Raw genomic sequence first — 24,532 nt, 5'->3', positions numbered from 1 at the left:
TCCTGCCGGTAAGTACCCCGTTGTCACTGTTCCGTTAGCTCCCGTTTTGATACTCGCGATTACTGGCTTACCTTGACTATCGCTCACACAATATTCTGCGCCTGACAAGACTGCTTTACTTTCTTTATCAATTTTCTTGATCTTTATTCGTCCTTGACGATTATTGGTAAAGGTTAGGGTCGCTGTTTGGTTTCTCACAACTTCTACTGCTCGATTGTTTCCTTCTACCGGGGTCGCTACATGCCCTGTAGGTGCCGCTGTTTCACTCACTGTGTATTTTCCGGTTGGTAAATTTCCTAGAGTATACACGCCATTGGCGTTGGTTTGACCGCTTCCAACTTGGGTTCCTGAGGCATTTTTTACGATATATTTCGCACCTGTTAATCGTTTTTTTGTATCATCCTGTTTGATGATTTGCAGTCCGCCTGTAGCCTGTGTCACACTTAATGCAGCAGTTGCTTTTAAAGAATCATAGGGCTTTCCTTTGTCTACCAAATTCTCTTTATTTAAATCATATTTTCCACTCCCGATTGCAGTATTCACCAAGGATGGTTTACCAACCGTAGTCGCATCAGCTACAGCGGTAAAGCTAATGACCAATTTCCCCTTTGATTGGCTGGTAATAGGTGATTTAGAAGCCGAGTCAGGCAATTCTTTTGTATTCAATACCGTTCTCAAAGTATTCCATATCAAAGTATCAGACACTTTCTTACTTGCACCACTATTTAAGGAATAGGTTGTTGTTCCGGCTTTTGCTGTAATCCCAGCTGGCAATTTATCTTCAATAATCATTGAACTATATAATACAGCATCTCTAGTTATATTTTCCATCGTAATGGTGTACTCAAATTCTTCTCCATTCACAACCGATGCTTTGTTTACTACTTTATTTATTTTTAGATTCGGTTTTAGTACTACTACATCCGCGATACTTGTTGGAATAGCTCCATTCAAATTAGCTCCATTCACTGATGCTTCGTTTCTTCGCACCGTTCCATCATTTGCTTGACCAACTATCGCTTGAATTTTTACAACATATGTCTGATTTCTTTCATGATTTTTTCCTGCTGCATAATTATAGTTAGTGAGCTTATTTTCTACCCATGCTGAATTTGGTTTTGCTTCACCATTTATAGACCATGACTTCAAAGTAACTCCTACTGGTAATTTGTCCGTAAGTACCGCATTTCTTAAACTAGACATATTTACATTTGTGCTTTCATTTTTCAATACAATTTCATACTCGATTACATCATCAAACTTTACTTTCGTGCTTTTTTGATACAGAGTTTCCCCAGTAGTAACATTTTTTACTTTCTTTTGAATCGTTGGTTTTGGAGGATCGAACGGAACTTTTGTCGTCACCGTATTTGATACTTCATTGCGTCGAACATTGTCGAATGTTTGAGTGGTGACAGTCGCTTTATTTGTTATTTGTGCTAATCCATCTATTACTGGATAAGAATTCAAATTTACTTTTGCATTCAACTTGACTGGAACAGTCACTTCAAGGACTCTATCGTAAAAACTTGCTTGCTTTGTATTAATGGCTTTCACTGTCAAATTATTGTTCGCATCAATACTTGAAGTGAATTGAGAAGTTAAATTTTCATTACTGACATTATCTTTAACAGCAATAGAACCATTAAGTTCGATGCCATCAGGTAATTTATCAGTAATTTGCAAAGAGTTATACCACCACTCTTTACGTTCATTGGGTATTCTAGTTTCAAAAGTATAAGTAAATCCTTCTTCTTTTGAAGCTAGCGTATTTGTGATTTTTTTTATTTCATCACTATCGCTAACTTGTTTTTTAATCACAGGTGCTTTAAATGGCCGAGCATTGGTCATCATTAATATAAATGTATAACCTTGACCGCCATTACCTGTCGGCCATTTCGTTACAACATCTCTGTATTTATCTTCGTATTTTATTACGACTGAAGAACCTTGGAAAATACCAGTTGCAAAGGCTTGTGGAGTATTTTCTTTCTGTGCATCTTTCCCTTTTCCAACAAAACGTAAATCCTTCTCTGTCATTCCGTACCCTAATTGGTTTTGTTGATGAATATACGTTTTTTGCCAATTGGAAGTATCGAAATTCGGAAACACTAACTCTTCAGCATAATCAATATCCCCAAAAGTAAGCGCTCCTTTTACACTAATTGGCGTTAAAGTTCCACTCTTATAAAAACTAAATGTTTCTCTAATATCATAAATGCCAAAAATATCCTGTGTCATTTCTTTTTCAAAAAATCTAAGCACACCATATGGTTTGGAACCTTTTCCCAACTTTAAAATATAAGAATCAAATGTTACCTTTATATCAATCGATTCACCATTATACATTCCTATATTTTTGTACCATAGCCCCAATTCTCCTTGTTTATTTGCAGGAACTTGCATAACTTTTTGATTAGGTGCCTCCGTAGCAATGACTCCACCCCAGCCTTCAACCTTGGTATTAGCTGTAACTTTAATACTCATATTATAATCAGACGGAATCCACGTATTGTAATCCCCTAAGCTACCACTGACAACTCTGGCTCCAGGTGGTGATAGCATACCTCCAATGGCAAAACTTTGTCCATACATACTATTGTCTTTTCTTAAATCAGAGAAAAAATTTTTTTCTTCTTCCGTAAATTGTTCTGTATTACTTTCAGTTTCATCAATAAACTTAGAAGCTTCTTCATTTCTATCCCCAGAGGTTTCTATCTGCCCATTTATTGTTGTATCTTGTTCTTCAGCTTTTATATTACTTATATTTTTTAGAAATAGTACCATTCCCAAGCTTCCTAATAAGAAACCAACCACAGCTATTATTTTCACCCATTTATTGTTCATTTTGTATCCTTTCTAAAAAAAATGAATCTATCTCACAGAATTATCGCCTTAAATTTGCAGTTTCAAATGATCATCTATTTTTTTTCTAGGATCTTGTGTAGGACTAGTGCCTTGCCACCACGCATCACGATAAGCATATGCTGTCGAGTTTACTCCTTCTAGTTTAATTTCAATCTTTACTTCTGCATTTAAATACTGCTGATCTAAATTCTTTGAAACGATCGTTACTTGTTTGAATAGACTAGAACTAGTTTCATTTTTTTTCAATTTCTTTATATAATAGAAGTAGCCATCTTCACCATCTATCCAATTAGCTGTATCAAAAGGAATCTCCATCTGAGCATGTTCTCCTTTAAATTTAGCGGGAAGCACTAAGTCTTCTCCGCCAGAACTTGTTACTATAATTGTTGGTAGGACTAGTACTCGAATAAACATGTCTTGATTTTGATCATTTGTAATTGCGACATTTTTTGTGATAGGTGTATCTATTTTCAAGTCTTTTGATGAGGTAAATGTTTCTTTGATTGTCCCTTTTAAATCATTCAAGCGAAAATTATTAACTTCTTCATCTATTGATTTATTCGCTGCATAAACATCTCGCAAAAGCGTACCAATTACAAGTACTAGAGCTAAAAATAAAACGATTAACAACCATTTTTTAGAGTATCTAATTTTTGTTCTTTTATTTTTTTTCGTACCCATTATTCCCTCCATCTCTCACACAGAGTTGGTATCATTTACTATTTAGTTTAGTTTATCTTTGAGTATTCCATAAACTAAACTATCAGTTTCAATTCCCCATTCTTTAATGATTGTTTTTATAGGATCATGAGCTTCTAAATAGGGATTCAGCTGATATAATGCTCCTTTGTAGGTATTTGATGCACTTGAAGAAAGTGATACATTATCTACTAATGGTTCACTTATATTTCCAGGTATTAATACTTCAGAATAGTAAAAATATCCATCTTCATAAATCCAATAGTTCTTTACTCCTGGTTTGGGAAGTGAAGTAATCATGTACGCTGAAAAATTGATTTCAATGAAGTGAAATGGCAGAGCTTTTCTTGCGGGGTCATTTAACATATATCTATCTTTGCTATTCGTTCGATCTGCTATATAAGCTTTATTAGCTACATAATAAAGTGAGCCATCCTTATATGTACCACCTTTTTCTGAAGCAGGTTGCCAAGTAGCTAAATCTTTCCCATTAACTACTGGTTTTTGTTCGCTTGAAACGGTTATTAAATTCCCATTACCTATTTTATCTCTGACATCTATTTTGAAAGTTAACAAATACTCGTATAGGGAAACTCTCACAAGAGCAGGTAATTGTCCTGTGTTCTGAACACGAATTTGCTTTGTAGTATCTTTCCCAGGCTGCCAGGTCAGATTCGGTTTAAAAACTTCCGTTAATTCAGCTTGAAAACGTCCGCTTTCAAATTTATTTGTAACGGAATCAGCTGATGTAAACCAAGCATAGGTACTTCCAAGAATCAACAGGCTAGAAAAAAATAACGCAAAGAGAGCTAAATATAAACGGAAACCTCTTTTAGCAACTCTTGCTTTTTTTTTATATTTTATAGATCTACGTTTCTTCTTTTTCAAGAGGTGTTCCCTCCAAACTTCCTAATTCGATCATGAGTTGATTCATCATTTATGAGCGTTTCTTTTGATCGTCGTATTTCTTTTTCAAAATCAGAACTGCCATCAACAATATAAATAAGCCTAAACAAATATAAATCAATACGTCCCGCCACTCTTCTCCAGTCTGCGGAAAAAACTGTTTTCGTTTTGTTTGTTTTTTGTTTTTTGTTTGCTCAGGCTCTTGATTTTTGATTGCTCGAAATTTCCAAACATTTTCCATCATACTTTTTACCTGAAAATCATTTTTAGTATAGGTGTGATCCATTTCAAAAACAACGCGTAAACGCTTACTATCCCCCGGATGAAATGTTCCTAAAGAATAGTCAGATTCTTGTAGATTCGTTTTAGCGCTAATACCAGAAGCCGGACCATCATAAATTTCTTTTCCTGCATAATTCAGCACCATATGAATTGCTTTGGAAAAGTCGATTGGACCGCTTAATGCAGGCTCAAAAATTTGCATGCTTAAATCATACGGTGTGCCCTTATCTACGCTCATTAAATCAATGTCAAGCGTCCACTTTTTGCCTGGTAGGACATCATTGATTTCAACTAGATATTCCCCATCAGATTGAACCTGGATTCCTTTATCGTCTCCAATGACAATACCAGAAGGCAGTGGTTCTCCCTCAGCCCCATGGGCAAAATACGGAGAACCACCGATGATTGATAAACTTATAATAATCAAACTGAATAGCTGACAAAGGTATTTTATCTTTTCCATTCTATATCACCATTGTTTTCTATTTATTAATAGTCACAAAATTCCACTAGTTTGTCGTACAAAGCAGGATTACTTACATCGGTTTTCCATGAGTCTTTGATTGATTGTTGTGCATTTTGAATTCCATTTGCATTTACTATCAAATCAAATTGAAGTAAGCTATAGCTGTTGTCCGCTTGCTCCATTAATTTTACACTATCCAAAAGTTGAGGAGTTTGGGTGCCACGTAATACTTTTCCAACAAAATAAAAATGCCCATCCGCTACATTGTAGTACCATTTATTTTTAGTAATCTCTTTGGTCAGCTCTGTAAACCCTAATTGAATAAGGTCATCTGCAAATGCTTTATAGGTTATTTCGTCTACAGCAGGTTTATTATATAGTTTATTAGGCTCAGCCCAGTTCTCCTTTATTTCATTATAAGTTGCATCGATCATAGAAAGATATGCTGGATTTACTAAGGTTAATTTCTGAGTGGTTCGATTACGTTCAATACTACCTGACGTATTCCCAATATATGCTTTTGCTTTAGTACTATCAGATGCTTCCCATTGTGCTACATAGGAATATTCTTCTGGAATAGGCTCCCCAGATGGCTTGTTGCCAGCTGCTTGTACTTCCTTCTCATATATTTTAAAACGATATTCTTTATTCGCAACTGTAATATTCTTTACTTCTGTTGATAAGTTTGCTGTGACATCTTTATAGCCTAAACTTACATAGTCTGATTTTGAAGGCATAGCCTTAGGTACTACTGGTGGGCTTGATAATTCACTTCCTTTGTTCGGCCCGGATGCCCAAATGTACGTTTCTGTTCCATCGAAATAAATCTCATTGTTGTCTCTTAATTTTTTGAATACTTCTTCAAAACTTACGCGAATCAATGCATCATATTCCGATACATTGGCTACAGAAACTTTTTTTGCGACCCCTTCTCCTGGTGTCCAATCTTCTTCAGGTGTAAATGTCTCCACAATCTGAATATCATTTCCGGCAATTTCGCCCTCAAAATGATTGGTAACCGAGTCCTCACTAGTAAACCAGGCAAAAGTCCCAGCCCCCAAAGCCAGTAAGGCGAATAAACCTGCTATAATCAATAACTTTTTATTTTTCATTTTTACTTCCCCCACATATTTTTTTATTTAATTTGACATCATTTCACTAAATTAGGAAGCTACTTCGAGAATATATACATCTTAATTACCAATATAAAACCAAAGATAGACAGCATAAAGATAATAGACACAATAAAGTTTTTTCGAATGAACTTTAAAACTGCACCAATTTTTGGAAAAACAATTATTTTTTTCCCTACCACTTGTTTTTCACTAATCGGTAAATCTTCAGTATCATTGTTATCTCCTTTAGTAATGTAGTAAGTTCCTTTTGATTTATTCAAATGATCTAATTTTTTAACCACTCGATGGGTTAAAAAAGCTTCGCTTTTCATTGAAGGTCGGTAGGTAATCACGTCACCTTTTTTTGCAGTATCTCCTTGAATGTCCTTTACAATGATGACATCCCCAGCATAAAAGCCACCAGGTTTTTGATCACGTTCATTAGGTGCCATTGAATTTGTCAACACATTAAAGATACGATAGCCAAAAATAGTCTTATTTTGATCATCACTAAATGCAAAAAGAATCGACATACAAATCAATCCTAGAGTAATGATATAAAATAGCAGATCTAAAATTTTTTTTACCCCTTTATTTTTTAGAGAAGACCGTTTTTTTCGCACTTTCGATTGCTGTTTCTTTTGTCGACTCTTCTGTCGTGATTGTGGCCGAAGAGTCTTTGGATTTTTTCCATTTACACTTGATTTGTTGTATGTTTGTTTCTTCTGCCTGCTTTTTGAACTAGAAGAAGGCTTCTTCTTTCTTGGTCTCTCATCAAGAGATGAGTTCCTATGTCTTTTCACTCTTCGCTGTTCCATGTTATACACTTTCCTTCAATCAGTTCAGAGACTTGCTAACAAACAAATCAAGTACCTTTTAAACCAGATTGAATCTTTTTTTGTTCTGGAAACATTTAGAGAAAGTAATCACTATACTTTTCCCTAGTCTTAATTTCTCTAATAAGAGAGTCACAAAATCAAATAAATTAATCCTAACTATAAAATTATAAAAATCAACCAAAAGAATTGTATTCCATCCATTTCACAAACTTAAGCCTATAATAAATAATAATTGATCAAGGTGTCAACATCCCACGCCTCTGCTGTTTTTATCATTTTTTCGCATTATTTATTTATATACATTTATATAAATAAATAATGCGAAAACAAGAAATTCATAATACAAAAAAAACGATTAAAGACAACAAAAAAACATTATTTTGTCTTTTAAATCGATTATTACAAATATATTTCTTTTGCAAAAAAGCTCGTTTATATAGTTATTCTATTGCATTTTTAGAACTATATTTTTAAAAATAGGGTAAATTCCAAGGACACATGAAACAAAAAATACCATTGATAAAAAAATAGTCTTTGGTTAAGACTATTTTTTAAATCAATGGTATTCAATCACACACAGGCTATCAGCCCAGTCTATTTTTCAACATTTCTTAAGTTTGCTAGCTCCCTATTTCTTCAACTATGCGTCAAATAAACTACGTGTAGCTTCTCTGATTTTTTGTGCTACATAAGGATTATTCATTGTATATAAGTGAATCCCATCAACGCCTTGTGCGACTAAATCAACAATTTGATTGATAGCGTAAGCAATACCTGCATCTCGAATGGCTTCTGGATTATGTTCATAACGTTCCATCATTTTTAAAAACTTTGTTGGCAGTGTCACATTAGACATCTTGACCATACGTTCAATTTGCTTTTTATTGACGACAGGCATGATCCCAGCTTGAATCGGCACCTCGATAGTAGCAATATCGCATTTTTCTTTGAACGTATAAAAGTAATTATTATCAAAAAACAATTGTGAGATCAATTGATTCGTTCCTGATTCCACTTTCCTTTTTAAGTTTCTAATATCCTCCACTGAATTTGCTGCATCACTATGGGTTTCAGGATAACAAGCACCTATAATATTAAAATCACCTTGTTCCTGGATAAACGCGACTAGATCATTCGCATAAGAAAAATCTTTCTTTGGCTCTTTATCCGGTAAAAGATCCCCTCTTAAAGCTAATACATTTTCTACCTTTTTTTGTTTCAATTCTTCTAAAATCACCACGATCTCATCTTTTGAAAAATTTACAGCTGGTAAATGGGCCACACTTGGCAAAAATTGCTCATCTTGAATTTTCTGAGCAATATCTACGGTGCTTAAGTTAGCGCCAATACCGCCAGCTCCTAAAGTCACGCTGATAAAATCAGGCTGTTGCCCTTTCAAACGATCCAAGGTATGGTATATCGTATCGACTGGTGCTGTTCGTCTAGGTGGAAAAATTTCGTAGGAAAAGACGGTCTTTTCTTTGAACAAGGTATCTGTCCTCATTTACACCCCTCCACGTACCTTTTTAGCTGCAAGGACCAAATTTTTCAAACTTGCTTTTGTTTCTGGTACTCCACGCGTTTTTAACCCACAATCAGGATTGACCCAAACTTTTTCGATCGGTAATTTGGTTAAAATGTTATGAATCGTTGTTTCAATTTCTTCTACTGATGGTACACGAGGCGAATGAATATCATAAACTCCTGGCCCAACTTGAGTTTGAAAATCAATAGCCTTTAAAGCATCTAAAATATCTAAATTTGAACGAGAGGCCTCAAATGAAATAACATCTGCGTCCATGTTGTCGATATCCTGAATGATATCTGCAAACTCGCTATAACACATATGCGTGTGAATTTGAGTTGTCGGCTGGACCTTGCTATGCACTAAGCGGAAAGCGGGGATCGCCCAAGCTAGGTATTCACAATGCCAATCCGTTTGACGTAAGGGTAATTTTTCACGTAATGCCGCTTCATCGATTTGAATAATTTCAATTCCATTCGTTTCTAAATCCAGCACTTCTTCTTGAATAGCTAATGCTAATTGCAAGGTTGACTCTCTTAAACTGATATCTTCACGAGGGAACGACCAATTCAATATCGTTACAGGCCCTGTCAGCATTCCTTTCATCGGTTTGTCCGTCAAGGTTTGGGCATATTTTGAGTAGGCTACCGTGATTGGTTGTGAACGTGAAACATCTCCCCAGATAATCGGAGGTTTGACACAGCGAGTGCCATATGACTGAACCCAAGCTTTTTCAGTAAATAAATAGCCATCCAGACTCTCACCAAAATATTCAACCATATCATTGCGTTCAAATTCACCGTGAACTAGAACATCTAAACCAATCTCTTCTTGAAAACCAACACATTCCGCAATTTTCTCCTGATTAAAAGCTGTATATTCCGCTTCCGTGATTTCACCTTTTTTAAATTTAGCACGATTTTGTTTGACTTCTTTTGTTTGTGGAAAAGAACCGATCGTAGTCGTCGGCAAAATCGGCAATTGTAACTTTTCTTTTTGGATCGTTGCCCGTTCAGCCAACACCGGTAACCGAATAAAATCTCTTTCTGTCAATGCTTCGATCTGTTGAGCAACATGCTTGTTTTTAGAAAAACGCTCTTGAACAAATAGCGCTGTATTGCCCTTCAGTAACTCATGATGCGTCTGTTTATCCGCAACTATTTTCTTTAATTCATTTAATTCAGCTAATTTTTCAACTGCAAAAGCAAAATGGTTTGTTACTGTTGTTTCTAAAGCCGATTCATTAGCCAGTGTGAAAGGCACATGGAGTAATGAGCATGAGGTATTCAACACAATAGTGCCGAACGGTTGAATTTTTTCTAGGAGTGACAGTGTTTCTTGGTAATTATTTTTCCAAATGTTTTTCCCATTCACGATTCCCGCAAATAAAAGTGTCCCTTTTGGGAAACCATATTCTTCAAGCAAACTTACTGTTTTTCTACCTTCAACAAAATCCAAGCCAATCCCATCAAATGGCAATTCAATCAATTCCTGATAAGTATCTCGAACGTCTCCGAAATAGGTTTGTACTAGTATATTCAGGTGACCTTTTTTAGCCAATAATCGTTGGTACAATCCTTTAAATTGTTGAACTTCCGCAGGCGATAAATCTAAAACTAAAGCTGGCTCATCGATCTGAAGCCATTCACAGCCTGATGCAGCTAATTGATCAAAAATTTGCCCATAAGCTATAATAGCGTCCTCATAAAAATCAGCTGCCTGCTTTGAACCATGGTAAGTTGCCAATTTTAATAAGGTAAACGGGCCTAAAATTGTTGGTCGAGTAATGATATCGTGCTCTTTTGCTTCATTAAAAGCCTTAAATAGACTATCTCCAACAAGTTTAAGCTCCGTAGTATCATCAATTTCTGGAACCATATAATGATAATTGGTATTGAACCACTTTTTCATAGCTAAAGCTGTAACGTCCCCCGCAGCGCCTTGATAGCCTCTAGCTAATGCAAAATACGTTTCTAATGGTGATAACTGTAAAGACTGATATTTCTCAGGTACAAGATTCAATAAAAGTGCCGTATCCAACGTTGTATCAAAGAAAGAAAAATCCCCGCTTGGTATAAAATCGATTCCCTGATCGACTAAAAGTTGCCAATGTTTGTGGCGTAATTCTTTGCCTTTTGCTTCTAATTCTTCTTCGGTGATTTCCTTTCTAAAATACTTCTCTGTTGCAAATTTTAGCTCTCTTGATTCTCCTACCCGCGGGAACCCGATAATCGATGTTTTCATACTTTTCCTCCTTCAGTAAGGTATTTCAACTACTTTACCACGAGGAAGAAATATAGAATAGAACTTATTTCCTATCATTATCTATAGTTTAAAACTATATACTAAAATGAGACATTACAACAAAAAAACGAGGCTGGAACATAACTCTACGAGTTACATTCCAGCCTCAAGGAATCCGAATAAACGGTGGGAGCATCATTAACTCCTTCGGAAATAAGCTGAATTTGCTGTAAAATACAGCGAAGTATGAATTGATGTTGCACAGTACCTACTACATTGCGTTCCGATCTCATCAACTTATAAGTGTCAAAGACACTAAGAATTGAAGAACTTGGTTCTTGGAGTTAAACACTTCTGTCCTGACCTCGTCTTATTTAACTATTTTTTACATTCCGCTAAAAATTCTTTAGCTTCTTTGTTCACAGTTTTTAGATTAACACCTTGTTTTGTCGCCGCAAACATACAGCCACAATAGCATTGTCGGTATACATCATATTCTTTACACAGCTCAATCGAACGTTTATAACCATTATTTTTCTTAAAATCACTGGGCAAATAATTGGTTGCATAAAATTTTTGAATATCGATTCCGATCTCGTTGATCAATTGGCTATTTTTCTTTGGTGATAGCGTTAGCGCACTTCCAAAATAATCATACCCTAATTCTTGTGCTTTTTCCGCAACGATATCTAAACGCATTTGGAAACATGCTGAACAACGTTTGCCACCTTCTGGCTCTTCTGTCAGTTCTTTTTCCTGCACCATTTGGATAAATTTATTTGGTTCATAGGGTGCCGCTAAAAATTGTACCTGATTATTGGTCTGTTCATTAAAATCCTCTACGAACTTTTTTTGAACGATTTCTCGACGCTGATATTCAGCTCTAGGATGAATATTGGAATTGGCAAAGAAAATCGTAACATCTGCATATTGTGTCAAATATTCAAGTGAGTACGTACTGCAAGGTGCACAACAACTGTGGAGCAAAATAGTAGGACGGATAGCTGATTTTCCCCACTCTGCAATCACTTTTTGTAAAACACGGTCATAGTTTATTTTTTGATTTGGAGACATCTTCTCCGTTATTTCTGTTAAATTTATCAATAGATTGCCTCCATATTTAGTAAAATCACGTCTCTTATTTTACGGCTTAAATGGTAAATTAGCCAGTCCATTTTTGATAATTTCAATAGAACATGTTAAGGAATCATTTTCTTTGTCAGTCAGCGGACAATCAACAAATGATTCTATACCATTTTTCCCAATCACTACTGGTTGTCCATAATAAACATCTGCTTGTTTGTTGTAAGCTGAAACTGGTACGATCGTTTTAGAATCATTCAAAATCATCCGAATCAGACGAGCAGCACAGGTTGCAATACCATAACTTGTGTAGCCTTTTCCAGCAAATGCATTCCAGCCTCCAGCCCGAACATCCTCATCTAATGTCTCTAAATCCAGTTCACGATTCCAAGATAAAAGCGGTCGATCCCCCACAGTCACACTTGACCAAGCAACAAATTGAGAATCTCCATGCTCACCGTAGACATACCCACCGACATTGCGACTGTCGATTGCTAGATTGCGGCTTACTGCCTGTTTCATTCGTGCTGTATCCAGCATCGTCCCTGTTCCAAAGACTTTATTTGTCTCAAAGCCTGTTAATTTTTGCATATAAGCGGCAATGACATCACATGGATTTGTGATAGTCACAATAATGCCGTCAAACCCAGATTGCTTGATTTGAGGTGCGGTATCTTCTACTATTTTACTTGTGATTTCAAGTTCTTTAAAACGATCCCCGTCATCTCCCAGCGCACTGATTTGTCCGGCACAAAAAACAATAACTGAGGCGTCTCTTAATGCCTGATAGTCCTGAATGATGATCGTTGTTTTACCTGTTAAAAAAACTTGTGCATCTAAGAGATCATATTGTTCAGAAATTGCCAATTTTTCATCCTTATCAATCAAAACAAGTTCGTCAACTAAGTTTTCAGTGACTAAGGTATAAGCAAGTGTGGCACCAACATGACCTAATCCAATAATTCCTACTTTACGCATTCAAACACCTTCTATTTCATTTTTTCTTAATCCTAGCTGAATAATCGATTTCCGTCAATCCTTTTTGCCACTTCACACAAAGAAATCACCCCACTAAAAAACGAGGTTGAGACATCACTCTTCGACTCACATCTCAACCTCGATTTACGATTTTATTCAGCTATTTTTTTCACTTTAAAATAATCAATATGTGCATGTTCATAATCCATCACTTCAAAAGTAAAACCATCGATCTCGATTGTATCTCCTACAGCAATTTGATTATTTTTTCTTTCTACAATAAAACCAGCTAATGTGGACATTTCAGATTCCTCAAATGCGGCAATCTTGACTTTAAAATACCGTTCAAAATCATCGAGAGTAATCTTGCCTGAGACGATATAAGAATGATCCGACTCTTTAGCAATCAAGGCATTTTCTAAATCCGTCTCATCTCGAATATCACCAACTAACTCTTCTAAAATATCTTCTATCGTGACCATACCAGTGGTTCCACCGTATTCATCCTTCAAAATCGCAATATGCTTGCCTTCTTTTCTCATCATGGTCAATAAACTCTTGATTGGAGTAGTCGCTAATGCAACGATCGGCTCTTCCACTAACTCGCTAACTTTTCTTTGATTGTCGATAAATGATTCTTTGATCAACGCAGGTAGCGTCACATAACCTAGTACATTATCCTTAGATTCTTCGATCACAGGATAACGTGAATGTCCTCGTTTTAAAGAGTGCTGAATCGCTTGTTCTACCGTTTCGTCTACTTCAAATACTTCCATAGAAGTCCGATCGACCTGAATCTCTTTAGCTAAAGTATCATCAAATTCAAACACATTTTCCATATAATGATATTCTTCTTTTGTTAATTCACCTTTTTTATAGGAATCCACAGCTACAAATAATAGCTCTTCTTGGGTCAGCGTTTCTTCCCCTTCAGAAACCAGCTTTATTCCCAATAATTTACCTAATTTTGCGGCTGAGTGATTCAATAACCAAATAAATGGATACATTACTTTATAAAAATAGTGCAAGGGTTTAACAATTGCTAGAACCACTTTTTCAGTCTGCGCGATACTATAACTTTTCGGTAATAGTTCACCTACAACGACATCAACATAGGTCACAATGGCAAAACCTAAAATAACTGAGATCGTCCGGCTAAGCGCCGCACTGATTGGCAGATTTCCAATCAAAGGATGCAACAGAGCTGCCACAGACCCTTCGCCGACCCACCCAATAATTAGTCCAGTCAAAGTAATGCCCAATTGACTAGCGGACAGATAAGCATCTAAATGGTGAGTAACATGGATCGCCAGTTCCGCATTTTTCACATTGTCCTTTTTCAATTGTTCCAATCTGGACATACGAATTTTCACTAAAGCAAATTCACTTGCTACAAAAAACGCCGTGATTGCAATCATTAAAAATAGGATTAAAAAATTTATTGCAAGCATAGTTTACACCTCTTTTTCTTCTCTTCTTATTTATTATACTTGTCCTAATCCAATAGAGCGAATAGAAGCTATTGAACAGCAGAAAAAATGAGACTGGCTATAACTCTTTGAGTTATGCTCCAGTCTCATGGAATACAGATAATCAGTGGGCTCAAAAGCAACTCTTTCTGAGCTAAATACTTCCGTCCCAACCTCATTTCCCTTTATACCAAAGTTTTTCTTTCTCTCAATCTTGTTTTGCGAGCATCTCCAATAATCAGCGGAACCGATTCGTATTTCACTTCACTATATTCCAAACCAAACCAGTTTTCTGGAGTTGTGGTTCTTTTTTTGATTGCCAATTTCAACTGCATGATTTGACGATCCCACTTCTTCAATTCTGTTACTTTCGATAATTCTTCACGAATAATAATGAATTGGAAGTCACCCACTTCACGCCCAGGGGTCAATGAATATTTCTGTGGTTGCTTAGGCAAGCGTCCTTCTTTCATTAAATCGTAAACGATCTGACGAATATAGACATTCACTTCCTGAGCGACATGAAACCCTAGGTATAGCTGTACTTGAACAATAAAATCTGTGCCCATCATATCAACAGAATATTCCTTAGTAAAAGGCTCATCTGTTACTTCAACATTGACAAACCAGTAAACATTGGCTCTTTTTGGCTGTTTGTCTAAAATCGAATAAATAATTTGACGACCAATTTCATCTCCTATTGTATCTGGCGTCATAAACACAACATTTGTCTGAGATTTCGGAACAGTTGTATCATCTTTTAACATCCGTAATTGTTCTACGTATTGATTTAGCGGAACTGTATCAGATGTTTTCTCTTTGATGATATTGCCCCATTCCCAAATTGTCATCACAGCCAAAATCAATAGAGCAATCCCAACCGCTACATAACCGCCGTGGAAAAATTTCGCAATACTTGAAACAAAAAAGATCGATTCAATACTCCCAAAGAACAACGTAACAAGATACGCAACCCATCTTGGTGCACCTTTTTGTAATAGATAAAACATTAATAATATAGTGGTCATCAGCATCGTCACAGTGATTGAAAGACCATATGCGGCTTCCATGTGTGTAGATGTTCTAAAGGTAATAACGATCAGTGAACACACGATCCATAACATCATATTAACGGCTGGAATGTACATTTGTCCGATATTTGCACCTGGATAGATGATTTTTAATCTAGGCAAAAGTTTTAATTTGATCGCTTCAGAAACTAATGTGAAGGACCCTGAAATCAGTGCTTGAGAAGCGATAACGGCCGCAACTGTAGCAAAAACCACTCCAATCAGCATTATACTGTTTGGCATCATTTGGAAAAATGGATTTAGATTTTCAATCGCTAAAATCGATGGATCATTTTTTGCACTTAAGATCCACGCTGCTTGTCCCAAATAGTTAAGGATCAAACAAACTTTGATATACGGCCAACTAGCACGAATATTGTGTTTTCCAACATGACCTAAATCAGAATATAGTGCTTCTGCCCCAGTTGTTGCTAAAAAGACATTTCCTAAAACAAAGATTCCTAGTTTATTTTCAGGACTAAGCAAGAGATGAATCGCATAATAAGGATTCAACGCACGAAGCACCGTCCAATCTTGTCCGAAATTAATCAGCCCCATCACGCCTAAAAATGTAAACCAAGCAAACATGATCGGTCCAAAAGCCTTACCTACTGCATCCGTTCCAAAACGCTGAACAGAAAATAAAATAAGAATAATGACTAGCGTAATCATCACAATAATATTTTGATCACTACCGAACCGATCAAAAAACACCGGAATTCCCCGCAGCCCTTCAATTGCCGTTGTTACCGTTACTGCAGGTGTTAATACACCATCCGCTAATAACGCTGCCCCACCAATCATCGCTGGAATGATCAAATATTTTCCTTTTTTACGTACAAGCGTGTACAAAGAAAAAATTCCACCTTCACCATGATTATCCGCATTCAAAGCAATCACAACATATTTGATCGTTGTTAAAATCGTTAATGTCCAAAATATTAATGATACCGCACCAATAATGAAATTCTCTGAAACATTTTGAAGACCGCCATTGTCCCCAACGATCGCTTTCATTACATAAAGCGGACTTGTTCCGATATCGCCATAAACGACCCCCATTGCTACCAAAAGACCAGCAGCGGTCAATTTCTGATGATGCGAAACTTTCGATTTCTCTACCAAAAAATTCTCCTCCAATTTAAAAGCTGAACAGGCTCGGTCAACCTTGACAGGAAAATAGGAAAAAATGACTGAGACGCTTTTTGGCTCATTCATTTTTTATCTTTTTCCCGAAAGGTTAGCCTGCGAAGCTAGATAGTGCTAAAAGCGTAGTGGGCTTGTCTTGCTCTGACTGAAAAATAGGAAAATTTGTTTGTGGCGCTCTTTGTCACAGGCAGATTTTATCTTTTTCCCGAGAGGCTAGCTCTTGAAGCTAAACGATACTAAAAGCTGAACAGGCTCGATCAGGTTCGACTGAACATTCCCCTAATCCCGCTTTTTAAGTAAAACAAGAGACCTAAGTGAAACGACACTCGGCCCTTACACTTAGGTCTCGCAATTTCATTCTTAGACCAGTGTTTGCACACTTGCTGTTGATCTAAAAACATAGATAAACTATGCTGCTACTCCCCTAAGATTTTTATTTGGGCATCCAAATAAAAATATTGGTTGTTAATTATAATTAAATTTAAAAAAACACCAGCTAAAAAATAAAACAACTGATTTTGATAACAACTATAATACTCCTTCATCATTTTAGCAAGTCTTTTATGTAAATAAATTCAATAGTATTTTCAAGATATTCTTTCAATCCATCAGGAGTGTTGAAAAAGAACGCTTAACGTATAGATTCCTACTAAGAAATCAACACGTCAAGCGTTCTCTTTGTTACGATTTTATTCTACGTCTTCTTCCGTTGAATAATGGAATTTGATCATTTCATTGACAAAAATCGGTATGATCGATAGACCCATTACTAATAACCAATGATTCATCCCAATCGGAACTAAGCCAAACAGATCTTGTGTGAACGGTAATAAAGCAATGACCGTTGTAATAATGACAGCCAATACAGCCATTTCAAACAATGATTTATTTGTCGATAGTTTTACTCTAAAAATAGATTCTGTACTTCTCACATTAAACACATGTAAAATTGATGAATAAGCTAAAATTAAGAATGCTACTGTTTGACCAATTTCATGGCTTGCTTCGAAAAAGTAAGAAACTGAATCGACATTTGCACCTAAGTAGAATCCAAACAAGGTGATTACCGTAAAGACAAAGGCATTGATTCCAATTTTTTGCCACAAGCCACGTGCAAAAATCCCTTCATTTCTTGGAATCGGTGCTTCATCCATGATGCCTTTTTCAGCAGGTTCTTTTCCTAAAGCAAAACCAGGCAAACCATCAGCAACAACGTTTACAAACAATAATTGAACGGCTGTAAACGGTGCTCCCCAACCAAGCAACATAGCGATCAGGACAATAAATATCTCCGAAATATTACAGCTTAGCAAAAAGTTGACTGCTTTACGGATATTTCGATAAACAGCACGCCCTTGGGCAACCGCATCAACAATTGTCGCAAAGTTATCATCAGTCAAAATCATGTCTGCTGCACCTTGGGCGACATCTGTTCCAGTGATCCCCATAGCACAACCAACATCACTCGCTTTTAAGGCCGGTGCATCATTAACACCGTCTCCTGTCATCGCAACAACAGCACCCGTCCGCTGCCAAGATTTAACGATACGGATTTTGTCTTCAGGCGTTACTCGAGCATAAACAGAGAGTGATTTCACTCGTGAATCCAATTCTTCATCAGATATTTTTTGCAATTCTGACCCTGTTAATGCTTCACTTTTATCCGTTAAAATACCTAATTCCTTGGCAATCGCTCCAGCGGTCACTACATGATCTCCTGTGATCATGACTGTTTTGATCCCTGCTTTTTTCGCTCTAGCAATTGCGCCCTTACTCTCTGGTCTTGGCGGATCGATCATGCCAATCAATCCTAATAGCCGTAAATTCTTCTCTAACGCCTCTGAAGTGATTTCTGTAGGTTCTTCATCATAGATGGCATAACCCACTGCTATTACACGTAAAGCACGTTTTCCAAAGCGGTCATTTACCACAGCAGCTTGTTCAACGTCTCCAAAACGGAAACGAGTCAACAAAACATCGAACGCGCCTTTAGTTACAGAGATATATTTTTTCCCCATTTTATGCACAGTCGTCATCATCTTACGCTCTGAATCGAAAGGAATTTCACCGATTCTCGGGTATTTTTCTTCTAATTCAGCTTTGGTATGATAATTTTCTTCTACTGCACGAACAATCGCAGCTTCTGTAGGATTTCCTTTGATGACTAAATCATCGCCATCTTTATCTACGATAACGTCTGTACAAAGTGAAGCCATTTTTAGGACTTCCATCGCTTCATCTGTCATCGCATCTTCAGTGTCCGTTACTTCATCTCCACGAGACCAAACTCGTCTGACGCGCATTTTATTTTGCGTCAAGGTTCCTGTTTTGTCGGAACAAATCACGTTAGCTGTTCCTAATGTCTCAACCGCTGGCAGACGACGAATAATCGCATGTTTTTTAGCCATTTTCTGTACACCGTAAGCCAATGTCAATGTCACAATCACCATCAAGGTTTCAGGTACAGCTGCAACAGCTAACGAGACTGCCGTCATAAACATTTCTAAGATCGGCTCACCTTGTAATTCACCAATGATAAAGACTAATGCTGCAGCACCAAGTGCAATGAAACTAATTCGCTTTCCTAATTGGTTCAAACGTTTTTGTAAAGGCGTTTGTTGAGTCACATCGTCATTTAACAAACCAGCGATTTTACCCATTTCAGTTTGCATCCCAGTTGCTGTAACAATCGCTCGCCCACGACCATTTGCTACTGTACAACCTTTAAAGACCATATTGATCTGATCACCGATCGGTGCATCTTCTTTTCCTATGTACTCCGAATCTTTTTCGACAGGTTCACTTTCTCCAGTCAGTGCAGATTCTTCTACTCTGAGTTGGGATGCTTGAATCAAGCGGGCATCCGCTGTGATCATCGACCCTGATTCTAATACTAGTATATCGCCAACAACAACATCTTCTGCATCGATGGTCTCAACTTTGCCATCACGTAAAACTGAGCTGCTTTGTTTGTTCATATCCTGCAACGCAGCCAACGATTTTTCAGCGTTTCCTTCTTGAACGATCGCTAATACTGCATTGATGATCACGATGGCGATAATCAAAATCCCTTCAAAATAATCCCCATGATCTGTAGCAATTGCTGTGTAAAAGGAAATAGCTGCTGCAACTAATAAAATAATTGTTGTAAAATCAGATAAACTATGAAGAAACTTCTTCAATACAGATTCTTTTTTGGCTTCATGGAACTTATTGGCACCATGTTCAGCAAGTCGATTCTTTACCTCTTGCCCTGATAAGCCGTGCTCTTTATTTGTGTTCACTTCTTTGATAATTGTCTCGATAGGTTGTTTGTATGCTTCCATCCTATCCCCCCATTCTTATTTTTTTCCTTCTATTAATATAGTATCTATATTCACTATACCATGTTTTTTTTTCAAACTTCAATAAAAATGGCTAAATTTTTATTTTTTTCTGGCATTTTTTTCCGTAGAGAACCTGCCAATCAATAAAAAAAGTTGTAAATACCTGAGTCTTCCAACTTGAAAACGCTTACCACATATGTTACTATACTTATAGAAGGAAGGAGGAAATATCAGTTGTATTGAAGAATTTCTCGAAGCAGACAAAAATAAACACAAAATTGTTAGCAGAACACGATTCACCTTTCATCCCGATGTATGTGTAAAGTATAAAAATCATAAAAACATCTTTAGAAAATAGTGAATATGTGTGAAAAGTTGGACAATCAATCCAAATAAAGTAAAAAAACACGTATAAAGATAGTTTGATTGAAAAAAATTTAAGAAAAGAAATGTAGAAAATGTAATGAAGACAAGATTTGGTTTATGAACAAGAAATTCAACTAATTACTTTACATGTATAACTAAAAGTAAAAAATGATCATTCAATACACTGATTCCTTCCAGAAACAAGAGCCAAGCTAATCGAGAAGCTTGGCTTTTTTCTTTATATTTTATCTGCATGATATTTGTAAGTGAAAGTAAGATATGGTATATTGACTATGCGCTTTTTATTTAATACATAAATTAGACTATTGGAGGGATTTGCATTGCCAAAAAAGAAGAACTCATCTTTTGAGAGTTCCATTCACGTCTACAGAGCCATGAAACGCATGACCCAACAGGAACTTGCTGACAAGGTGGGAGTATCTAGACAAACAATTATTCAGTTAGAAAGAAATAGGTATAATCCTTCCCTTTTACTGGCTCATGACATAGCAGACGTTTTCGAAGTGCCGATTGAACAAATCTTCACTTTCAAAAAATTGACAGAAGACGAGCAAACGAACGAAGAAACCGACTAACGGAAGGAAAGGATAAATTATGACTGAATCACTTAAATCTTTTTTTGATAACTTGCCTGTAAATCACTGGTCTAGTTTTTTAATTATTGGACTTTCGTTGATATTTATTATTTACTCAGTCTACTTTTTCTTTAGTAAAGAAGGAAAAGATGAACGAGGAAAGAAAATTATTTCAACAGCAAGTTTTATTTCATTTATCGTTACTATAATTCTACTGTTTATTTTAGGTACAACTCTTTATGATGTGGTAGCCTATAACCAAGTTTCTTATTATTGGATGATAAATTTAGTTTTATTACTTATATCTGGAACTGAAGCATTCGGTATTATGATTTTAAAGAAATCAAATTAAAAAAAAAGAACTAGGATAAACCTAGTTCTTTTTTTTTAGAAACAAATAAGTACTGTATACCAGCCAATAGCTGCGCTAGATTCTTCAGTGTCTTTCATTATATCGTCAGAACGTTTACTTCTTTCAAACGAAGCCCCTACAACTGCATCCACTTTTTTCAAATCTTTTGCTGCTTCCATTTTTTCAATCGATAATTTTCTCATGATATTATTTCTCCCCCTTGCGTTAATACTTAGATTATAAAACGTTCTCTCAAATAAGTAAAGTTCTTTTTTCAGATTGTGTTACTTAATAAATAACAAGGAGTGAACATGGGACGGCTCGTATGCTCTTAGCACTTGAAACCCAACTCCAGCTAATCCACAGAATAACCCTACAGGGACACTTGCTGGATCAGTCTTCAATTTAATAACACCATCATTTAATATAAAAATATCACCTAAATAATTGTCTTTATTTCCATATGTGCCATGACACAGACAATCATCTGCCCTACTCATTTCATCTATTTTTTTGAACTTTTCATCAGGGAACTTGATATTCAGCAATTCGCACACTTCTTTGATCCCAGTAGTTCCTTTACACCAAGAATTATTCAGCTGCTTGTTTTCTTCAAGCCTTTTTTCAAATGCTTGTTGATACCAGTTTAGTTTTTCTTTAGTCTTTGTCTCGTTAAGGACTTGATTTGCCTTGCTTAAACCATAGCAGACACCAGCGTAGCCGTGAGCAAAACTATTGTCTTCCATTTCTTTACAAGTCACGGCTTGTGAATAGGCTAAAAGTACTTCGTATGCATCTGTGCTAGCATAGGTTTGGTAGATAGCTGCTAAAACGGCTAATAAACTAGCTTTGCCGTAAAGCCATTCATTGGATTGATTTTCCGTTACGATTTGACGTGCTTTTAAGGCTTGTAAACTGGTTTCCAGATAGATCCGATGCTTGGCATCATTGAGCAATCTTGTCACATAAAAAGCGACAGTCACGCGCATCCCTTCATCAAAAAAAGCGCTCTCGTAAGTATCTTTTTTGCCCTCGCCTAAAAAGATTTCTTTTTCCAGTAAGTCGATCACTTCTTGATAGCTCTCTTTAGGAACCAAATGATTTAGATAAACGAAAAATAAATACACACCTGCACTTCCTCCGTAAAGGTCAGTATCAGGATAAACAATGCTGATCTCGTCATCAGACTCTGGAAGCACTGACATCCAATCTACTTCACCATGTTCTGGCTCCAGAACAAGCTGATCAAGGATTTTATCTCCAATATCGGCAGCTTTTTGTACTAACGGTTCGTCAATTGATCCGTTTCTCGTTGGAATTGTTATTTCTTGGGTATTATATTCTAGCGTACCTAAACTTTCTTTTAATAGAAGATAGGAAAAGTGACTGGTTTTCTCCGTTATTTTTTCCATATGCTCCACTGTATCCTGCAAAGGTGACTTTGCTAATACTTGAAGTAGCTCGTGACCATCTGTATAGACATTCGTTAAAGAAGTATTCGCTGTAATCAGGGGAACATCGTGATCTAACATCACTTGAATTTCAAATGGAATCAGCACTTCTGGAATGATTTGACTGGCCCATAAGTTTTCAATGATCTTTTCCCGCTCAATATAATTAGACATACTCTCTGTGTGCAAGGTAAAGTTCAATAAATTGCCATAATCTTGAGTATCTCTATAGATTAGCCGAATCGTTGTATTTGCAAATAACGCTTTGACTTTCTCGATAAATTCCGTTTTATTTGCTAATAGTAGCTGGTTCATCTCCTTAAATGCATGTTGGATCACATGGCGGTAGTCTTGATAATCGACTTCTTTACCTGCCAGGCGTGGAATATTTTGAGCACCATCCATATAAGCTTCTTCTAGTTGAAAAGCAATATCACTAGAACGATCATTTCTCAGCCTTCTGACCTTTTTCGGTAATTTCTGTTTTGTGCCGGATAATGCATCCATCTCCAACTCACGCTTCCATTGTTTTTTTTGCGGCAGCAAGCCTGCAACAATGACTGAATGCTTTTCTATTCGAGTTTGTCTCGCCATTTTTTTGGTCAGTTTAAACATTTCAGGACGAATCAACGTCTCAACATCGATCAACACAGGATGAGGTCCGTTAGCAATTAAATTTTCCATATGCAAATCCGTTGCCCCTAACCAATAAACAATCGCTAGCAACTGACCATAATTGTGATAAAAATCTATTACTTCACTTTCTTCTAAACACTCTTCATACGCAACTTTTTCCTCAATGGTAAAGGTTGGTTGCACGATCCGTTTGATTTTATAAAAAGAAACCGTTGGATTTAGTTCTTCAATATACGTCAACAAGGTATTAAAGCGCTCACCAATCTCAAGATTCTTAAATTTAAAAATCAATGCCTTTTCTTGCACTTGAAACTGAATCACTGTTTTGCCACGTTCATGGCTATCGCCTTGCCCTAGCTTTATTTGAGTGAGGTTCATTGGTGTCGTGATAGCAAATACCTCTGCCAATTGTTCAGTAGCATCATTCAAAGAGGAGAAAAACGCCTCGATCATTTCACAGGCAAATGTCAATCTGGTAGCAAGAATTCTAGCCAGGGTGGGGTATTCACCATAAAAAAGATAGGTACGTTGTTTATCACCAAGAAACTCCTTGATATAGTTAGCGAATTCTTCTTCTTTTGATTCAGCTTGTAGTTGATACTCTTCAATCATCTGATGAACATCCCAAGCCAATGTTTTTTGGGCGATGAAAAAGAATTCATCGGATAGTTGAGCGATCAGATCCTCGATTACTACTGCCGAGAGCTGAATCAATGGAAATTTTTGTAGCAATGTCTGAATATGCTGCTTATAGTAATCTAGGTGAAAACGTAAGGCAGCGGTCAAGCTGAGATCTTTGATTGGAATCTCAGCTGAAAATAATCGCCTATGTAATTGAAACCAGTCACTTTTTTCGATCATTGGTAATAACAATTGCGCTCGTTCTTCAGTAAATGGCATCAGTCCCACACTAAAAGTTGCTTCATCCCAATGATAATGCTGGAACATTTTCTGATAATCTGGTGCTTTCAACAAGCTTTTACGTGCTTGCCATTGCTCCAAATAACGTTCTTTATCTGCTTCTATCGTTTGATTCTTCCAGCAGTCGATTCTTTCTGACAGTGTTGCGGCGTAACTGTATGTCACTTCTTCAATCATCATAAGCTCTCCTT

General features: G+C 36.5%; 17 protein-coding genes. 2 read left to right on the top strand and 15 right to left on the bottom strand.

Features of this window, described 5'->3' with window-relative positions:
• The 13 genes from RV15_RS08805 to RV15_RS08745 form a co-directional block, all read right to left on the bottom strand.
• A partial coding sequence (locus RV15_RS08805; RefSeq protein WP_139242997.1) for a SpaA isopeptide-forming pilin-related protein occupies positions 1 to 2,847 on the bottom strand: 2,847 nt, incomplete at its 3' end.
• A 48-nt stretch (positions 2,848 to 2,895) separates the two neighbouring features.
• Complete coding sequence (locus RV15_RS08800; RefSeq protein ID WP_071877685.1) at positions 2,896 to 3,549, bottom strand: hypothetical protein; 654 nt, start codon at positions 3,547 to 3,549, stop codon at positions 2,896 to 2,898.
• A gap of 42 nt (positions 3,550 to 3,591) precedes the next feature.
• On the bottom strand, positions 3,592 to 4,455 hold the full coding sequence (locus tag RV15_RS08795) for a BsaA family SipW-dependent biofilm matrix protein (protein ID WP_071877684.1): 864 nt from the start codon (positions 4,453 to 4,455) through the stop codon (positions 3,592 to 3,594).
• Positions 4,456 to 4,504: 49 nt separating this feature from the next.
• Positions 4,505 to 5,218 (bottom strand): hypothetical protein, encoded by a 714-nt coding sequence (locus tag RV15_RS08790; RefSeq protein WP_071877683.1) that lies wholly within the window; start codon positions 5,216 to 5,218, stop codon positions 4,505 to 4,507.
• Between the two features lie 26 nt (positions 5,219 to 5,244).
• A complete protein-coding gene (locus tag RV15_RS08785) occupies positions 5,245 to 6,333 on the bottom strand; it encodes a BsaA family SipW-dependent biofilm matrix protein (protein WP_071877682.1) in 1,089 nt (362 codons plus the stop codon).
• Between the two features lie 59 nt (positions 6,334 to 6,392).
• Complete coding sequence (locus tag RV15_RS08780; protein ID WP_245791299.1) at positions 6,393 to 6,959, bottom strand: signal peptidase I; 567 nt, start codon at positions 6,957 to 6,959, stop codon at positions 6,393 to 6,395.
• 856 nt (positions 6,960 to 7,815) lie between these two features.
• Positions 7,816 to 8,679 (bottom strand): methylenetetrahydrofolate reductase [NAD(P)H], encoded by an 864-nt coding sequence (gene metF / locus RV15_RS08775; protein WP_071877680.1) that lies wholly within the window; start codon positions 8,677 to 8,679, stop codon positions 7,816 to 7,818.
• On the bottom strand, positions 8,680 to 10,944 hold the full coding sequence (gene metE / locus RV15_RS08770) for a 5-methyltetrahydropteroyltriglutamate--homocysteine S-methyltransferase (protein WP_071877679.1): 2,265 nt from the start codon (positions 10,942 to 10,944) through the stop codon (positions 8,680 to 8,682).
• 378 nt (positions 10,945 to 11,322) lie between these two features.
• The gene (locus RV15_RS08765) at positions 11,323 to 12,048 is read right to left on the bottom strand and encodes an epoxyqueuosine reductase QueH (RefSeq protein ID WP_071877678.1); all 726 of its coding nucleotides are present in this window, start codon (positions 12,046 to 12,048) and stop codon (positions 11,323 to 11,325) included.
• A 39-nt stretch (positions 12,049 to 12,087) separates the two neighbouring features.
• Positions 12,088 to 13,005 carry an L-lactate dehydrogenase gene (locus tag RV15_RS08760; RefSeq protein WP_071877677.1) on the bottom strand — a complete coding sequence of 306 codons (918 nt, stop codon included), beginning with the start codon at positions 13,003 to 13,005 and terminating at the stop codon, positions 12,088 to 12,090.
• Between the two features lie 152 nt (positions 13,006 to 13,157).
• Positions 13,158 to 14,456, bottom strand: a complete 1,299-nt coding sequence (locus RV15_RS08755; RefSeq protein ID WP_071877676.1) for a hemolysin family protein — start codon at positions 14,454 to 14,456, stop codon at positions 13,158 to 13,160.
• A gap of 203 nt (positions 14,457 to 14,659) precedes the next feature.
• Positions 14,660 to 16,606: a KUP/HAK/KT family potassium transporter gene (locus tag RV15_RS08750; RefSeq protein WP_167331083.1), complete on the bottom strand. Its 1,947-nt coding sequence runs from the start codon at positions 16,604 to 16,606 to the stop codon at positions 14,660 to 14,662.
• Between the two features lie 776 nt (positions 16,607 to 17,382).
• On the bottom strand, positions 17,383 to 20,019 hold the full coding sequence (locus tag RV15_RS08745; RefSeq protein ID WP_071877675.1) for a calcium-translocating P-type ATPase, PMCA-type: 2,637 nt from the start codon (positions 20,017 to 20,019) through the stop codon (positions 17,383 to 17,385).
• Positions 20,020 to 20,726: 707 nt separating this feature from the next.
• Here RV15_RS08745 and RV15_RS08740 point away from each other — a divergent pair.
• Together RV15_RS08740 and RV15_RS08735 are read left to right on the top strand one after the other, a co-directional pair.
• Positions 20,727 to 20,981, top strand: coding sequence for a helix-turn-helix transcriptional regulator (locus RV15_RS08740; protein ID WP_010762625.1), 255 nt, complete (start codon positions 20,727 to 20,729; stop codon positions 20,979 to 20,981).
• 19 nt (positions 20,982 to 21,000) lie between these two features.
• Positions 21,001 to 21,333: a hypothetical protein gene (locus RV15_RS08735; protein ID WP_071877674.1), complete on the top strand. Its 333-nt coding sequence runs from the start codon at positions 21,001 to 21,003 to the stop codon at positions 21,331 to 21,333.
• A 35-nt stretch (positions 21,334 to 21,368) separates the two neighbouring features.
• Here the strand turns inward: RV15_RS08735 and RV15_RS18715 are convergent, their stop codons facing one another.
• On the bottom strand, positions 21,369 to 21,536 hold the full coding sequence (locus tag RV15_RS18715; protein WP_167364086.1) for a hypothetical protein: 168 nt from the start codon (positions 21,534 to 21,536) through the stop codon (positions 21,369 to 21,371).
• An 81-nt stretch (positions 21,537 to 21,617) separates the two neighbouring features.
• On the bottom strand, positions 21,618 to 24,518 hold the full coding sequence (lanM, locus tag RV15_RS08730; protein WP_071877688.1) for a type 2 lanthipeptide synthetase LanM: 2,901 nt from the start codon (positions 24,516 to 24,518) through the stop codon (positions 21,618 to 21,620).
• Positions 24,519 to 24,532 lie beyond the last annotated feature (14 nt).

The organism is Enterococcus silesiacus (assembly GCF_001886225.1).
In the GTDB taxonomy this organism is placed as follows: domain Bacteria; phylum Bacillota; class Bacilli; order Lactobacillales; family Enterococcaceae; genus Enterococcus_L; species Enterococcus_L silesiacus.
This window is presented reverse-complemented; position numbering and strand designations above follow the sequence as displayed.

Excerpts from the sequence above, each read along its gene's own strand:
- RV15_RS08800 (WP_071877685.1), bottom strand. The coding sequence starts at position 3,549 with ATGGGTACGAAAAAAAATAAAAGAACAAAAATTAGATACTCTAAAAAA.
- RV15_RS08790 (WP_071877683.1), bottom strand. The coding sequence starts at position 5,218 with ATGGAAAAGATAAAATACCTTTGTCAGCTATTCAGTTTGATTATTATA.
- RV15_RS08785 (WP_071877682.1), bottom strand. The coding sequence starts at position 6,333 with ATGAAAAATAAAAAGTTATTGATTATAGCAGGTTTATTCGCCTTACTG.
- metF (WP_071877680.1), bottom strand. The coding sequence starts at position 8,679 with ATGAGGACAGATACCTTGTTCAAAGAAAAGACCGTCTTTTCCTACGAA.
- metE (WP_071877679.1), bottom strand. The coding sequence starts at position 10,944 with ATGAAAACATCGATTATCGGGTTCCCGCGGGTAGGAGAATCAAGAGAG.
- RV15_RS08760 (WP_071877677.1), bottom strand. The coding sequence starts at position 13,005 with ATGCGTAAAGTAGGAATTATTGGATTAGGTCATGTTGGTGCCACACTT.
- RV15_RS08755 (WP_071877676.1), bottom strand. The coding sequence starts at position 14,456 with ATGCTTGCAATAAATTTTTTAATCCTATTTTTAATGATTGCAATCACG.
- RV15_RS08750 (WP_167331083.1), bottom strand. The coding sequence starts at position 16,606 with ATGGGGGTCGTTTATGGCGATATCGGAACAAGTCCGCTTTATGTAATG.
- RV15_RS08745 (WP_071877675.1), bottom strand. The coding sequence starts at position 20,019 with ATGGAAGCATACAAACAACCTATCGAGACAATTATCAAAGAAGTGAAC.
- RV15_RS08735 (WP_071877674.1), top strand. The coding sequence starts at position 21,001 with ATGACTGAATCACTTAAATCTTTTTTTGATAACTTGCCTGTAAATCAC.
- RV15_RS18715 (WP_167364086.1), bottom strand. The coding sequence starts at position 21,536 with ATGAGAAAATTATCGATTGAAAAAATGGAAGCAGCAAAAGATTTGAAA.
- lanM (WP_071877688.1), bottom strand. The coding sequence starts at position 24,518 with ATGATTGAAGAAGTGACATACAGTTACGCCGCAACACTGTCAGAAAGA.